The sequence below is a fragment of the Thalassospira profundimaris genome, assembly GCF_003326755.1.
GTDB classification, from domain to species: Bacteria; Pseudomonadota; Alphaproteobacteria; order Rhodospirillales; family Thalassospiraceae; genus Thalassospira; species Thalassospira profundimaris_B.
Genome location: NZ_JPWH01000019.1, coordinates 19299 through 34701, shown reverse-complemented (window position 1 = coordinate 34701; position 15403 = coordinate 19299). Strand labels below are relative to the sequence as shown.

The 15403-nt window shown below is 55.2% G+C and carries 14 protein-coding genes; 5 read left to right on the top strand and 9 right to left on the bottom strand.

Annotated elements, in window-relative coordinates:
* The first annotated feature begins 646 nt into the window (after positions 1-646).
* Positions 647-1117, top strand: a complete 471-nt coding sequence (locus TH25_RS18335) for a Dps family protein (protein ID WP_114089812.1) — start codon at positions 647-649, stop codon at positions 1115-1117.
* A gap of 92 nt (positions 1118-1209) precedes the next feature.
* Here the strand turns inward: TH25_RS18335 and TH25_RS18330 are convergent, their stop codons facing one another.
* The 7 genes from TH25_RS18330 to TH25_RS18300 form a co-directional block, all read right to left on the bottom strand.
* A complete protein-coding gene (locus TH25_RS18330) occupies positions 1210-2493 on the bottom strand; it encodes an amidase family protein (protein ID WP_114089753.1) in 1284 nt (427 codons plus the stop codon).
* 41 nt (positions 2494-2534) lie between these two features.
* Positions 2535-3221 carry a DUF2848 domain-containing protein gene (locus TH25_RS18325; protein WP_114089752.1) on the bottom strand — a complete coding sequence of 229 codons (687 nt, stop codon included), beginning with the start codon at positions 3219-3221 and terminating at the stop codon, positions 2535-2537.
* A 134-nt stretch (positions 3222-3355) separates the two neighbouring features.
* Positions 3356-4636, bottom strand: a complete 1281-nt coding sequence (locus tag TH25_RS18320; RefSeq protein WP_114089751.1) for a TRAP transporter large permease — start codon at positions 4634-4636, stop codon at positions 3356-3358.
* Positions 4633-5181: a TRAP transporter small permease subunit gene (locus tag TH25_RS18315; protein WP_258549213.1), complete on the bottom strand. Its 549-nt coding sequence runs from the start codon at positions 5179-5181 to the stop codon at positions 4633-4635. The genes TH25_RS18320 and TH25_RS18315 overlap by 4 nt, the downstream gene beginning before the upstream one ends.
* Positions 5182-5237: 56 nt before the next feature.
* Positions 5238-6290: a TRAP transporter substrate-binding protein gene (locus TH25_RS18310; RefSeq protein WP_114089750.1), complete on the bottom strand. Its 1053-nt coding sequence runs from the start codon at positions 6288-6290 to the stop codon at positions 5238-5240.
* Between the two features lie 39 nt (positions 6291-6329).
* The gene (locus TH25_RS18305; protein ID WP_114089749.1) at positions 6330-7184 is read right to left on the bottom strand and encodes a putative hydro-lyase; all 855 of its coding nucleotides are present in this window, start codon (positions 7182-7184) and stop codon (positions 6330-6332) included.
* 125 nt (positions 7185-7309) lie between these two features.
* On the bottom strand, positions 7310-8197 hold the full coding sequence (locus TH25_RS18300) for a LysR family transcriptional regulator (protein ID WP_114089748.1): 888 nt from the start codon (positions 8195-8197) through the stop codon (positions 7310-7312).
* Positions 8198-8448: 251 nt separating this feature from the next.
* On the opposite strand from TH25_RS18300, the gene msrP reads away from it, so the two are divergent.
* Both msrP and TH25_RS18290 read left to right on the top strand, forming a co-directional pair.
* Entirely contained in the window at positions 8449-9417 is a 969-nt protein-coding gene (gene msrP / locus TH25_RS18295; RefSeq protein ID WP_114089810.1) for a protein-methionine-sulfoxide reductase catalytic subunit MsrP, read from the top strand.
* Positions 9418-9531: 114 nt separating this feature from the next.
* The gene (locus TH25_RS18290) at positions 9532-9891 is read left to right on the top strand and encodes a cupin domain-containing protein (RefSeq protein ID WP_114089747.1); all 360 of its coding nucleotides are present in this window, start codon (positions 9532-9534) and stop codon (positions 9889-9891) included.
* 86 nt (positions 9892-9977) lie between these two features.
* Here the strand turns inward: TH25_RS18290 and uvrB are convergent, their stop codons facing one another.
* Positions 9978-12125, bottom strand: coding sequence for an excinuclease ABC subunit UvrB (gene uvrB, locus TH25_RS18285; RefSeq protein ID WP_114089746.1), 2148 nt, complete (start codon positions 12123-12125; stop codon positions 9978-9980).
* A 407-nt stretch (positions 12126-12532) separates the two neighbouring features.
* Between uvrB and TH25_RS18280 the strand changes: the two genes are divergently transcribed.
* A complete protein-coding gene (locus TH25_RS18280) occupies positions 12533-13735 on the top strand; it encodes an aspartate transaminase (protein WP_114089745.1) in 1203 nt (400 codons plus the stop codon).
* Positions 13736-13848: 113 nt separating this feature from the next.
* On the top strand, positions 13849-14679 hold the full coding sequence (locus tag TH25_RS18275; protein WP_114089744.1) for an alpha/beta fold hydrolase: 831 nt from the start codon (positions 13849-13851) through the stop codon (positions 14677-14679).
* A 163-nt stretch (positions 14680-14842) separates the two neighbouring features.
* Here the strand turns inward: TH25_RS18275 and ahpD are convergent, their stop codons facing one another.
* Positions 14843-15376 (bottom strand): alkylhydroperoxidase, AhpD family, encoded by a 534-nt coding sequence (gene ahpD, locus TH25_RS18270; RefSeq protein ID WP_114089809.1) that lies wholly within the window; start codon positions 15374-15376, stop codon positions 14843-14845.
* Between the last annotated feature and the right edge of the window lie 27 nt (positions 15377-15403).

The following is a 15403-nucleotide window of genomic DNA, read 5'->3' as shown; positions in this document are numbered from 1 at the left end:
GGGAGACCAGCCGAACACATGGGCACTTGGCCTGTGGGGTGCAGAACGTTGTTGGGGACAACGATGTCAGGCCCGGCGTCTTACGAGGGAGGGGCGTATCGCCTGGCGTGCTGCGTTCGACAGAAAAGACTATGAGCGCCGATTGCGGCATGAAATCCGGCCTTTCAAGGCAATTTCAGGGCAAATTAAGGCGGTAGGAACAAATTTTGAATTCTTATGAAATTAACCGAACCTCAAAAAAAAGAGGGCGGGACTACCCGCCCCCATTTTGGGGTCTAATGGTCTTGGGGAGACCTGTCAGCTTTTAGCAGCTATTCGCTCTCGAACGGGGGGACGAAGAGAGCAGGCCGGATACGATTGAGGGGGACATAATGTTCCGGCGATATGTGCTGCTGACAGTGATGAATGTGCCAGAGGAATAAGGCTGGAAAGCAGGGCATATATGGCAATTCAAAGGCCAATTAAGTCAAAAACAAGGCATCCCTCAAATGACCGGCCAAACGGCGAGACCAGCGCAGTCCTGATAGGTTTTATCTATCCAGAAAGATTAAAGTACTGATTGGCATTATTTTTTATTCTGCACCATAATACCGCCATCACCAAAAACATCATGTGTCGCATCCGTTTTGGACACCAGGAGAACAACATGCAGATTGATATTGGTATTAACGAACAGAACCGTACCGACATTGCATCGGGTCTTGGCCGGGTGCTGGCGGATTCCTATGCACTGTATCTGAAAACCCACAATTTCCACTGGAATGTCACCGGCCCGATGTTCCAGACCCTCCACACCATGTTTGAAGAGCAATATACCGAACTGGCCGCCGCCGTTGACGAACTGGCAGAGCGCATTCGCTCCCTCGGTGCGTTTGCACCGGGCAGCTTTTCGGCCTTTGCGGAATTAAGCTCGATTGCGGATGAAAAGGGTGTGCCCGCCGCCAAGGAAATGATCAAGCAACTGGTAGAAGGCCACGAAACGGTGATTAAAACCGCTCGCGCCCTGTATCCGCTGTGCGATGAAGCCGATGACGATGCCACCGCCGACCTTCTGACCCAGCGCATCCAGACCCACGAAAAAACCGCCTGGATGCTGCGTTCGCTGCTGGAAGGCTGATCACGAATTGCAATCGCACCCCGCGATAAAAAGACAAAAAGCCGCCTGGTATTGTGCCCGGCGGCTTTTTTCTTATGCCCGAAAAATGAAGTTCAGGACTGCAACAGCGCATCAAACTTCCGGGCGACATCAAGCACGGCAAAATCCCGACCATGTATGCCCGCAATCATCAGCGCGGCAGGTGCATTTTCCCCGGCAACCGGCACCGGAAGCGAAATGGCACAGGCATCCACCAGATTAAGATAGGATGTATTGCGCAACATCATCGCATTCAGCCGGTCAAAGTCGGCTTCGACCTCGCTAATCTTGGGGGCCATCATGGCAAGGGTCGGCGCGATCATGACATCAACATCCGCCAGCGCCGCATTAAACCTGGCAATCACGTCCGTCCGCCTGGCATAGGCATCGCAACGGTCTTGCAGGCTCAGGCTGTCGGCAAAGCGCATGCGGCTTAACACACGCGGATCCCCACAGGTTTCAAGTTTGGCAAAATCGTTTGCATAAATGTCGTGGGCCTCGGCCGAGACCAGGATTTTGTTGAGCACCGCATTGTCGGCAACAAATCCCAAATCAATTTCCACCAGATCATGCCCGGCGGCACGCAATGTGGCACAAATCGCCTCGAAATCCCGTTTCACCCGGTCATCCAGATCATTGGTAAAGGCATTAACCGGCACACCGATGCGCAAGGCCCCGCCCTTACCGGCCGATGCGGGCGGCACGGCAATACCGGCCATCACTTCAAAGGCCACAATCGTGGTTTCAAGGTCGCGCGCCAACGGGCCTGCCGTATCAAAACTTTTTGCCAGCGGATGAATACCATCACCCGACATGCGCAACCGGCTGGCCTTAAAGCCATATAACCCGTTAATGGCCGCGGGTATACGGACCGATCCGCCGGTATCCGTACCCAGCGCAATATCCACCAGCCCCAGCGCGACGGTCAACCCGCCGCCCGATGTTGACCCGCCCGGAATGCCATCCGGATCAAAAACATTGCCCGGCGTTCCATAATGCGGGTTCAGCCCCACACCGGAATAGGCAAATTCGCTCATGCTGGTGCGGCCAAAGGGCACCGCCCCTGCCGCCTTGATACGGGCGATGATTTCGCAATCCCGCGCCGCCGGGGCGCGGTCCTTCAGCAGCAGGGAGGCCGCCGACGTGACCTTGCCCGCCTCATCATACAAATCCTTGACCGAAACCAGCAGACCTGCCAACGGCAAGGGGGTTGGCGCATTTGCCACCAGGGTTTCGGCATGGGCCGCATCATGCAGGATGCGCTCCCGGTCAAAATCGGTAAAAATCTTGCCCGCCAGGTCGCCAAGCTGATCAACTTTATCAATTGCCGCCTGTGCTTTTTCAATAATCGCACCCATATGGCGACCTCCCTTGTGCGTTTGCGTTATTCTTCACGGTTTTAGGCAATTTCCGGCAGTTCAACAATATCGTAAACATGCTCGATCGTGCGGTTCAGCACCGGGTCCATCATTGCCATTTTAAACGAACATGCCGGGCGCACCCCGCCCTTCGCGCCAAAGGTACCGCACAACATGGCCGCCGCCTTGCCGCTTGCGCCCGCCGCTGCAACCAGCCCGGCCCCGTCAATCAACTCCGCCAGCGGACGAATGCTGGCAATGGTGCCTTCCTGATACAGCACCCAGTCATCCCCTGCCCCTTCCCGGATCCAGGATTTCAGTTCCAGCTTTTCAATATGGTCGGCCACCTCGTCGTAACGCCACAAGGTACCGGCAACCGGTTTGGCACAAATCTGTTTGGACAGGGCCACCGAATGGGCCTCCAATGCGCGGTCGGTATGATCGGACGCCAGACCAATATACAAAACGCCCTCTTTGGCAACGATCAGCGGTTCCACCTCGCCCGATGTGCCATTACCAACAACTTCAATTGTGGCCTCCCGCGTTAGCATGGCCGAAGCCGTGCGATAATAAAGCGGCACCGATGACGGCGGCTTAACACCAATCGCGGCAAGTTCATCGATATGATGCTGGATTGCGTTCGCATCACGCCCGGTCCATCCGGCAACGGTGCAATGGGTTATCTCAAAACCGTGTTGCCCATCATCAATAGTAAAATCTATCAGCATTGCGGTGTTCCAGTTCGGGTTCGTCGGGCTGCAAGGCACCTGGTCTGCCAATACGGACCAGATCAAGGAGTGGTCCGCATTGGGCCAGGCAACAGCCATGTTTCAGGAAAAAATGGATAAACGGTGCTGCCGATCTAAAAATAATCGGGCAAAAACAGCGCGACCGACGGCACAGCCACCAGCAGGGCAATCATGGCAACCATCACCAGCACAAAGGGCAGGGTTCCCACCATCACCTCGCTCAGGCGGCCCGCCTTGCGCGCACTTTGCACCACATAAAGGTTGAGACCGACCGGCGGCGTGATCAGGGCCATTTCGATCAGGACGATCAGCAAAATGCCAAACCAGACCTTGTCAAACCCCATACCCGTCATGATCGGCACGACAATCGGAATGGTCGCCACCATCAGCGACAGGGTTTCAATAAAAAAGCCCAGCACGATGTAAAGACCGATAATCACCATCAGCGTGCCCATCGGCGACAGGTCAAGCCCGACCAGCATTTCCTTGAGCTCGCGCCCAAGCCCGGCGGCAGTCAGACTGAAATTCAGGAAATAGGCGCCAATAATCACCAGCATGATCATGGCGGTAATCCGCACCGTGCCCTGCAGGCAGGTATGGATCATTTCTTTTGAAACACCCCGGTTAAAGGCGGCAATCAAAAAGGCGATTGCCACCCCCACCGCGGCTGATTCCGTTGGTGTGGCCCACCCGGCATAGATCGACCCGATCACCACCAGAAACAACACGACAATCGGCACAAGATGGCGCAGGCTGGCAAACCGTTCATCCCAGCTAAAAGACCGGCTGGAGCCGCCCAGGGTCGGTTTGATTTTGCACAAAATCGCCGTCATCACCATAAAGGCGACCGCCATCATCAGGCCGGGCACCAAACCTGCCAGAAACAGGCGGGGAATGGAGGTTTCGGTTAAAAAGCCATAGACGATCAGATTGATCGAAGGCGGGATCATAATGCCCAGGGTCCCGCCTGCCGCAATGGCACCGGAAAACAGCCTGGGATCATAACCCAGTTTTTCGGCCTGGGGCATGGCGACCGTTGCCACGGTTGCCGCCGTTGCCACCGATGACCCCGACGTTGCCGAAAACATGGTCGCCGTGCCGATATTGGCATGGATCAACCCGCCCGGCAGCCAGGAAAACCACTTATCCAGGGCTTCATAGGTGCGTTCGGCGATGCCACCGCGCACCAGAATTTCGCCTAACAGAACAAAAAACGGTATCGCGATAAGGGTCGATGAATTCGATGAGGACCAGACAACCTGCCCCAGCCCCCGGATGAGCGGAAACGGGGAAAAGAACTGGTCCACACCGAAGCCAAGCAAAAACAGCACGATCCCGACAGGAATGGACAGGGCCAAAAAGCCCAGAAGCGAGGCTGTAACCGCATAAATCATGATTCCAGCTCCACTTCGGATCGCGCCCCGACAAGGGCATCGGCCTCGTCAAACCGGCCCTTGACCAGCAAGGCCAGTGTCAGGATCACCAGGACACAGCTAAAGACGGCAAACCAGATCCAGCCAGAGAGCCAAATTGATTGCGGAATCCACAAAGGTGTCGCCAGCACGGTATTGGCACTGGACCCCCGTTCGATGGTTTTGGCCAGCACCGGCCAACTTTGCACCGCAATCACAACCGCCGTTGCCGCCAGCGCGACAATCGCAATCAGATCCAGCAGGGCCCGGCCCCGCTGTTGCAGGCGCAGACGGATCAGATCAATCCTTACATGGGCAAGTTCGCCCAGGGCATAAGACATGCCCCAACTGGCGACACCGGCCATCACATAGCCCGATATTTCCTCGGCACCGCCAAATGAAATACCGGCTTCCCGCAAGATGATGTCAGCAAGGATCAGGATCACACAGGCCACCAAAACAAGGCCGGCAATAAATCCGATCAGGCTGTTGATACGGCGCAAACGCGCAATCAATAAGGCTATCACGGCTGAAGGTTCCCCCATCAGAGTGTCAGCACGCAGATTTTCCGTGCTGGCTGTGATCAGTTCAACGGTACGGTCACGCCGACGGTTTTGCCAACACTGTCATTCCAGCGTTTGACCCATTCGGCCCCGGCGCGTTCGCCCCATTCCGGCAACACAACCGTGGTCAGGATTTCCTTTGCCTTGGCAAGGTCGGCATCCGAGGGTTCCACCAGCGTCATATTTGCCGGTTTGCCAAGCGGGCAATCCCCCTTGCCTGTCAGGCAGGCAATATCGGTTTCATAGGCACCGGCAGCCGCAGCCCAGGCCGGTTCTTCAAACTTGGTCTTAACCTCGGTGGTGATCAGTTTTTGAAGGTCCGGCGACAGGCTGTCCCATTTATCCATATTCATGGCTGTCACCACCGGGTCCCAGCCGCCCAGCGGAATGGCGAACAGGTGATCGGACACTTCATACCAACCGGCACTGTAGCCCGACCCGGCCCCCGTCACCGCACAATCAATCACGCCGCGTTCCAGCGCACCGGGCACCTCGGAAAAGGCCACATTCACCCCATTGGCCCCCAGCGCCTGAAGGAACTTGGTGGTCATACGGCCAGAGCCACGCACCTTTTTATCCTTCAGGTCGGCCAGCGATTTAACATCCCCCTTGCAGAAAACCACCTGCGGCGGATAGGGCGCAATCGCCAGCACCCTGGAATTGAACCGTTCCTTGAAAATATCATCCACCATCGGGCGGGCGGCATCCACCATTGCTTCGGCCTCGGCCGCGGTTGTTGCCACCAGGGGCACATCCAGCCCTTCGAGTTCCGGGGCATCGCCCACGGCATAATCGCCCACGGTCATGCCCACATCAAAAACGCCGTCACTCAGAATACGAAACACGTCCCCGCCGGAAATACCCATCTGGTCATGTGTGGTCATCTGAACGGTGATTTCACCATTGGAGGCCTTGGGCAATTCCTTGGTCCAGAAGGGCTGTTCAAACTGTTTGTCCAGCGGCAGGCTGCTCCAGCTACCCACAACGGAAAGTTCTTCGGCAAAGGCGGGCGATGCCAGGGCACTCGCACCTAGCGCCGTTGCGACAAGCACGGAAGAAACGGTCTTTTTCATCGATTTATCCTCATCTGATATAAAAGTTTATTACTTGTTTCAGGCGGTTTGGGTGGCATGAAGGGTAAATTCTGCGGCTTCGGCCAGCACATCCGTCACCAGCATCAGCCCCGGTTCGTGGGTTATCGCCAGGTCCGGCTGCGCATTGCGAATGGCCATTTGCGGCGTCACACCGCAGGCCCAGAAAACGGGAATATCCCCGTCATTCAAAACCGGTTCGTCCCCGAAATCGGGCTTGCCAATATCGGCAATACCAATGGCCGACGGGTCGCCCAAATGTACCGGCGCACCATGCGCAAGACGGTAACGGTCCGAATACAAAACGGCGCGAATGGCATCGGATGGTCTGAAAGCCCGCATCGAAACAACCAGCGGACCATGAAACCGCCCCGCAGGGGAGGTTTCAATATTGGTCACATACATCGGCACGTTGCGACCGGCATCAATATGATGCAGCGGGATGCCCGCCGATGTAATTGCGGCTTCAAACGAAAAAGAACAGCCCAGCACAAATGTGACCAGATCATCCCGCCACACGGCGTTAAGGTCGGTCACACTTTGATAATCACGACTGCCACGAAAAACCCGGTATCCGGATAAGTCCGTCCGAATATCAAGATCCGCGCCCAGGGCCGGAATATAGGGCGACCCCGGTTCAGATACGCCGATCAGCGGGCAGGGTTTGGGATTTTTCATGCAGAATGACAGAAAATCCGCCGCGTCTTTTTGCGGAATAATCGCAAGATTCCCCTGCAAATACCCGGCGGAATAGCCTGTTGTCGTTCCCCGATGGTTTCCGGAACGGATCGCATGCCGCAATTCAAGCGGCTTCATCATGGATATGGACCCCGTTACGTCTCTCGAGGAACAGGATGCGCTTTTTTCAGCAGTCATTTTATCTGTCCTGTTCTCAGCCTCGCCTTTAACTGTGAGAAACAGGATCGATCTTGTCAACAAATCATTTATTGAAAAAAACGATCTATTTTTACGATCAAACCGATCATTTTGACCCAATACAATCAGAAATGATCAAACAGCCTTGCCGCCTCAATGACGGCCTCGCCAATTTCGCGGTTTCGTTCCGGGTAATATCCCACCACAAAATGAAGGTCACTCAGGGCGGCTTCGGGCTGGACGGATATGGCCTTAATATGCTCATTCCAAACCGAATTTTTGACCATCAAAGTTGGCAAAACACCAATACCAAAACCATCGCCAACCAGATGCTTTACGGTTGAAAGAGATGCCGAGCCATGCAGGGCGGGCTGTGAAATATCCGGGGCGGAGAAGATGCCTTCAATCTCGCGAAAAGGGGGGGTTCCCTTGGGAAATGTCACAATCGCATGGGCTGCCAAATCGGCAATCGATAGCGGCGTATCAGGCAGATCCATCGATTCGGCACAGAACCAGCCAAGATGTACCGGCTTCAAGGCCGCTGCAACCGCACCTTGCGGTAACGATTCCCGAAGCAAAACGGCAACATCAAGCGCATCATCGGCCATAGCCGTGGCAAGCTGTGCGGATGTATCGACCGACAGCTCAAAGCGGACATCGGGATAATCATCTTTCAGCTTGTTAAGCATCCCGGTCAGGATGGTGTGAACAATTGTTTCGGCCACCCCGATCCGGACCGTGCCGCTCAATTTCTCCCGATGGGTAAATTCCTGCCAGATCCGGTCGCGCGCCCGCGATAACCTTTGCGCCTCTTCCAGGAAACGCCGGCCTGCGGCGGTCAGGCGCACCTGGCGACTGCTCCGGTCAAACAGCATCATACCCAGTTTCTTTTCCAGCGCGGAAACACGTGATGAAATCGCCGATTGCGACAGATTGTATTTTTGCGCCGCCGCCCGAAAGCCCCCGGCCCGCACAATATCCTGCAAAATCTCTATATCTTTGAATTCAAACATTTTCCGCCTGCATATCCTGTTCGTTTCCCCCACATCACAATAGGGAAGACTGTTTTTCGATCATGTTAGCGCCAAACCAATCGCCTGGCACGATCAATCCGATCTGGCGCGCCGGGCGTAAGATAAAACAGCTAAAAAAGGCTGCCTAACCATGTGCAAAAACACAGGCATCACCGCCACCTCACCCATGTTTGATTTGCCCTGAGCAGGTTTTTGCCGCGAAATCGCCACATGCCATATTGGAGGGTCATATGCTAATCCGCATTCGCAAGGGATGGGAAATCCCCGAGAGAGAGACCACACCCGAGGCGATTTACCGCAATCGTCGCAAATTCATTCAGGGTATCGCCGCGGGCACAATTGGTGCTGCCGCCAGCACCCTGCCCTTTGGTCGCGCCTTTGCCCAGGCTGCCCTGCCAAATGCCGACCTGTACCCGGCCAAACGCAACGATGCCTACACGGTGGACCGGCCCATTACCCCCAAGGAAAAGGCAACGCATTACAATAATTTCTATGAATTCGGGTCACACAAATTCATTGCCGATGCCGCACAGGCGCTTAAAACCTCGCCCTGGAAAGTCAAAATCGACGGCATGGTGGAAAAACCCATCGAAATCGATTTCGACGAGCTGGTGCGCAAAATGCCGCTCGAAGAACGGGTCTATCGTTTCCGCTGCGTCGAGGCCTGGGCCATGACCGTACCCTGGACCGGTTTTCCCATGAAGGCCCTGGTGGATTTTGCCAAACCGACATCCGGTGCCAAATATGTCGAAATGCAAACCGCCGAACAGGAAGACACCATGCCGGGTCTCAAGCAGTTCTGGTATCCGTGGCCCTATATCGAAGGCCTGACAATGGCCGAGGCCACCAACGAACTGACCCTGATTGCAACCGGCCTGTATGGCGAACCGATCCCCAAACAAAACGGCGCACCCTTGCGACTGGTCACACCGTGGAAATACGGTTTCAAAAACATCAAATCCATTGTGCGTTTTACCTTTACCGACAAACGCCCGGTCAGCTACTGGGAACAGATTGCCGATAACGAATATGGTTTCTGGGCCAATGTGAACCCCAAGGTCCCCCATCCCCGCTGGAGCCAGGCCCAGGAACGCCTGCTCTCAAACGGCGAAGAAGTGCCCACACAATTGTTTAACGGCTATGCCGATTATGTCGCCGACATGTATAAAGGCATGGAAGGCGAAAAACTTTACATGTAAGTGGCATTTGCGTTTAAAACGCATGGCTGCGTTGTCAGGGTCGGCTTTGTGCCCGCCCTTCGTTCCGGTTTATGTTGCGGGCAATCCCCACAACCGGAACGGAGGGGCCCAACGATGCCCAATGCCTCACTGGCAAATCTTTTTGCCGCCTTGCCCGATGCCAAAAACAGCGAAATCTTTGACGAAATCCTGCGTTCGCCCTGCCTGCGCATCGAACGCATTGTCTCGCACGGGCAATCCTCGCCCGCAACCGGCTGGTACGATCAGCAACCGGCCGAATGGGTCATCCTGTTAACCGGCAGTGCCGAAATCATCTTTGAAGCCGAGGATAAAGGTCACGTCCTGAAACCCGGCGATCATCTTTACATCCCGCCGGGATGCCGTCATCGCGTCGCCTGGACCGAAAAAGATACCGATACCGTCTGGCTGGCCGTGTTTTTTGACGGGCGCGGCGTGCATTACAACGCCGCCTGAGACTCCACCTTTCCCACGCTGGCAAAAAAGGCTGCATTCATCAACGATGCAGCCTTTCGCGTTTGATGCCAAATCCTTCAGGCCCCTTATGGGCCTTTACGCCGCCGCCCCTTATATTTCGGCTTGTTGGCCGACTTGGAGCCCGGTCCGGCACTGCCGTCTTTGGGCGTAATATCGCGCGCCATTGGTCCGGCCTCGGCAAGGCCCAGCTCCTGATTTTCCAGACGTTTGACTTCATCACGCAGACGGGCGGCTTCCTCGAACTCCAGGTTGCCCGCAGCTTCGCGCATGCGTTTTTCAAGATCTTCGATATGGGCCCGCAAATTATGCCCGATCATCACATCGCCCGAAACGCCGGTATCGACCGTGACATAATCCTGCTCGGCCACACTTTCGATCACGTCATGAATACGACTGCGGATCGAAGCGGGGGTAATGCCATTGGCTTCGTTATAGGCGATCTGTTTTTCACGGCGGCGGTTGGTTTCCCCAATCGCATATTCCAGGCTATCGGTCATTTTATCGGCATATAAAATCACCCGGCCATCCAGGTTACGCGCGGCCCGGCCAATGGTCTGCACCAGCGATGTTTTGGAGCGCAAAAAGCCTTCCTTATCCGCATCCAAAATCGCCACCAGCGCACATTCGGGAATATCCAGCCCCTCCCGCAGAAGGTTAATCCCCACCAGCACGTCAAACACGCCCAAACGCAAATCACGGATGATCTCGATACGCTCCAGCGTATCAATATCGGAATGCAAATAGCGCACCCGCACGCCATTTTCGTGCAGATATTCGGTCAAATCCTCGGCCATGCGCTTGGTCAGGGTTGTGACCAGCACGCGCTGGTTTTTCTGCGCACATTCCTTGGCTTCGGCCAGCAAATCATCGACCTGGGTTTCCACCGGGCGAATGATGCAAACCGGGTCGATCAGGCCAGTCGGGCGAATCACCTGCTCCGCAAAAACACCCCCCGTCTGATTAATTTCCCACGGGCCCGGTGTGGCCGACACAAACACGCTTTGCGGGCGCATCGCATCCCATTCTTCAAATTTCAGTGGCCGGTTATCGACACAGCTTGGCAGGCGAAAGCCATGTTCGGCCAATGTGAATTTGCGATTATAGTCACCCTTGAACATGCCGCCAATCTGCGGCACGGCAACGTGGCTTTCATCGACAAATAACAGCGCGTTTTCCGGCAGATATTCAAACAGGGTGGGTGGCGGTTCGCCAGGGTTACGGCCCGAAAGCCAGCGGGAATAGTTTTCAATGCCCTTGCAGTGCCCCACCGTTTCCATCATTTCAAGGTCAAAGGTGGTACGCTGCTCGATCCGTTCGGCAGCCAGCAATTTGCCTTCCTGCTGGAACTGCGCCAGGCGGTCCTTTAATTCCTGTTTGATGCCATGCATCGCCTGCACCAGGGTCGGGCGCGGCGTCACATGGTGGGAATTGGCATAAACCGTGACCGAATCCATGCTGGCATATTTGTGCCCGGTCAGCGGGTCAAATTCGGCCAGTTCCTCGATCTCGTCACCAAACATCGACACACGCCAGGCGCGGTCTTCGGAGTGGGCCGGGAATATTTCCAAAACATCCCCGCGCACGCGAAAAGTACCGCGGGTAAAGGCGGCATCATTGCGGGTATATTGCAGCTCGACCAGACGTTTCATAATATCGTTGCGGTCAACTTCATCGCCCACCGCAATGCGCTGCGTCATTTCAAGGTAGGTTTCCACCGCACCAATACCGTAAATGCACGATACCGACGCCACGATGATACAGTCATTGCGCTCCAGAATGGCGCGGGTGGCGGCATGGCGCATCCGGTCGATCTGTTCATTGATCGAACTGTCTTTTTCAATATAGGTGTCCGTGCGCGGCACATAGGCTTCCGGCTGGTAATAATCGTAATAAGAAACGAAATATTCCACCGCATTTTCCGGGAAGAAACTTTTCATCTCGGAATAAAGCTGGGCAGCCAGGGTTTTGTTCGGCGCCAGCACCAGCGCCGGGCGCTGGGTTTTGGCAATGATATTGGCAATGGTAAATGTCTTGCCCGACCCGGTCACACCCAGCAGAACCTGGTCGCGCTCCCCCTGCTCGATGCCGTCATAAAGCTCGGCAATCGCCTGGGGCTGGTCGCCGGACGGTTCGTATTCCGTCACCAGCTTGAACTTCCGCGATCCTTCAACCGGCGGACGGCGTTTGGTCAAAAATTCCGGGAGTGCATTCATCAAAAACCTGCCTTCGTTTGCCCCCTAGTTATAAGCCGGAATAAAGACTTCGCAAGCCCCGCCCCTGACAGATCCCGTCAGGAACTGTCAGCAGAGCGACAGGAGCCCTGCGTGACAACAAAGACTCGCTCCATCACGGGCCTGTCCTTGTCGCGCGGGGCCTGACAATAGGGGCCGGAATGCCGCCCAAACCGTTTTAAAACGGGAACCAACTGCCCGCTAATGCGTTGTTATGCCCATTCCACCCCTGTGCCTGGCACCATTTTATATTTTAGCATCGCGGTTACACCGCAAAGAACGCGCAAAAGCGCCAAATGGCCTTGAATTGAAATTGTGGCGGGCGTAGGGTCCGAACCGGAAGAACAAGAGTCTTTCCATTTCTCATTTCATTCCAGGGAAACAGACCAATGGCGTTTATTGCCGACCGTTTGAGCCGTATCAAACCTTCTCCTACCATTGCTGTCACCACCAAGGCCGCAGAACTCAAAGCTGCTGGCGTTGATGTTATTGGCCTTGGCGCAGGCGAACCGGATTTCGATACCCCCGACAACATCAAAAATGCTGCGAAGGCCGCCCTTGATGCCGGCAAGACCAAATATACCCCGGTCGCTGGCACCCCGGAATTGCGCAAAGCGATTGTTGCCAAGTTCAAACGCGAAAACGACCTGGAATACACCATCGACGAAATCACCGTTGGCTGTGGCGGCAAACAGACGCTGTTTAACGCGCTGTTTGCAACCCTGAACCCGGGTGACGAAGTTGTCATTCCCGCACCTTACTGGGTCTCCTACCCGGACATGACCCTGATGGCCGAAGGCGTGCCGGTTATTGTCGAATGCCAGGAAGAAAACGACTTCAAAATCACCGCCGCCGAACTTGAAGCCGCGATTACGCCGAAAACCAAATGGCTGGTCCTGAATTCGCCCTCCAACCCGACGGGGGCTGCCTATTCACGCGCCGAACTGCGCGCCCTGGCCGATGTTCTGCTGAAACACGACCATGTTTATGTCATGTCGGATGATATGTATGAGCACCTGGTCTATGACGGCTTTGAATTCACCACCATCGCCCAGGTCGAACCAAAACTGAAGGCCCGCGCCCTGACCTGCAACGGTGTGTCCAAATCCTATGCCATGACTGGCTGGCGCCTGGGTTATGCCGCAGGACCGGTTGAACTGATCAAGGCAATCAACAAGGTTCAGTCGCAAAGCAGCACGCACACCTCCTCGATCAGCCAGGCGGCATCGGTCGAGGCGCTGAACGGCCCGCAGGATTTCCTGAAAGAACGCGCCGAAGTGTTCAAGTCCCGCCGTGACCTGGTTGTGGCAAAGATTAACGAATGCGAAGGGCTGAGCTGCAAAAAGCCGGAAGGGGCATTTTATGTCTATCCGTCTTGCGCTGGCACCATTGGCAAAACCACCCCGGATGGCAAAAAGATCGAAACCGACACCGATTTCGTGACCTACCTTCTGGAATCCGAAGGCGTTGCAGCGGTTCAGGGAACGGCTTTTGGCCTGGCACCTTATTTCCGCATTTCCTATGCCACCTCGACCGAGGCCCTGGAAGAAGCCTGCAAGCGCATTAAACGCGCCTGTGCCGCGTTGAAATAAGCATCGCGTTTTACGAATTGTGCCACAAGGCCCGGCAAACTTGCCGGGCCTTGTTTTTTGGCGCATGATAAACCCATAAATCAGTACGGAATAACCGATAATTCAGGAAAGCCATGCCGGTTCAGGATTTTATCGCCACCATCGATGGTGTCCGCCTTGCCTGCCAAACCGTAACACCAGATACGGATACAGCAGTCAGTGCACCCGCCTTCCCGCAAAATGCAGCTTCAAATGACGATGCTCCCACCATCATCTTGCTGCACGAGGCGCTTGGCACCATTCGCATGTGGCGCGATTTTCCTCAAAAACTGGCAAATACCACCGGGCTTTCATGCCTGGTGTATGAACGCCGCGGTCATGGCAAATCAGACCCGCAAACGGTGGTGCCACGCCCGATAGATTACCATAATGAAGAAACTGACCGTTTCCTGCATGGTCTGATCACCAGCCTGAACCTGAAAAACCCCATTCTGTTTGGTCACAGTGACGGGGCCACCATTGCCCTGAAATATGCCGCCCGCTTTCCCACCGTGCCCCGCGCGGTCATCAGCCTGGCCGCCCATGTTTTCGCCGAGGATGTCACCCTTGACGGCATTGAAAAAGCGGCACAAATCTATGCCAGCACGGACTGGAAATCACGGCTTGAACGTCATCATTTTGACCAAACCGACACCGTCTTTCGTGCCTGGGTCGATACCTGGCACCAACCGGCCTTCCGCGACTGGCAAATGATCGACGAACTGCCCGCCATCACCTGTCCCGCCCTGATCCTGCAGGGCGATGACGACCAGTTTGGCAGTGACGAACAGGTCAACACCATCGCCCGCCATGTCCGCGGCGCTGTTACCAGCCACATCATCCCCAATTGCGGGCACATCCCGCACCTGGAATCACCCGAGAAAGTCCTCGAGTCGGTTCGTCACTTTCTGGACACTCATTGTTAATTAAATCAGGATGTTACAGTTCCTCCCCCAAAACAACAGGCTTCAAATCAGTTACAAAAAACCCGATGGCCGGGGGCGACCATCGGGTTAGGCGCAAGAATGACAGCACTTTTTTCTTCTGCCATTCTTCCTGTCCTCTTGGGGGAGAAGGACAGGCTATGAATTAGCCTTCCAGCGCGTCCTCGGCATCCAGAACCGCCGCAACCGCGTGGATAACCGATGCGATGCGGACCGCGTTCTGAACGGCTTCCTTGTTCAGGCCGGCCTGTTTGAGAACTTTTTCGTGGCTATCAATACACATGCCACAACCATTGATCGCAGATACCGCCAAAGAAAACAACTCGAAATCCGCTTTGTCGATGCCTGGCTTGCCAATAATGTTCATGCGCAGGCGGGCGGGCATGGTCGCATATTCTTTTTCCGATACCAGATGGGTGAAACGATAATAGATATTGTTCATGCCCATAATGGCGGCAGCACCCTTGGCGGCTTCAAGCGCTTCGTCCGAGAGTTTACCGGCAGCTTCGGCGGCCACAGCACGCAGCAATTTTGCATTGCGCGACGCATAGGCACAGGCCAGGGCCGTTCCATAAACCTGCTGGTCGGTCATACCCGGGTTGGAAAACAGGGTTCCCAGGTTCAGCTTCAAGTCCTTGGCATAGGCCGGCAAGGAGTCTTTAATTTCAGCGATAGACATCGAAAACATCCTGAATTTTGTGAAGAA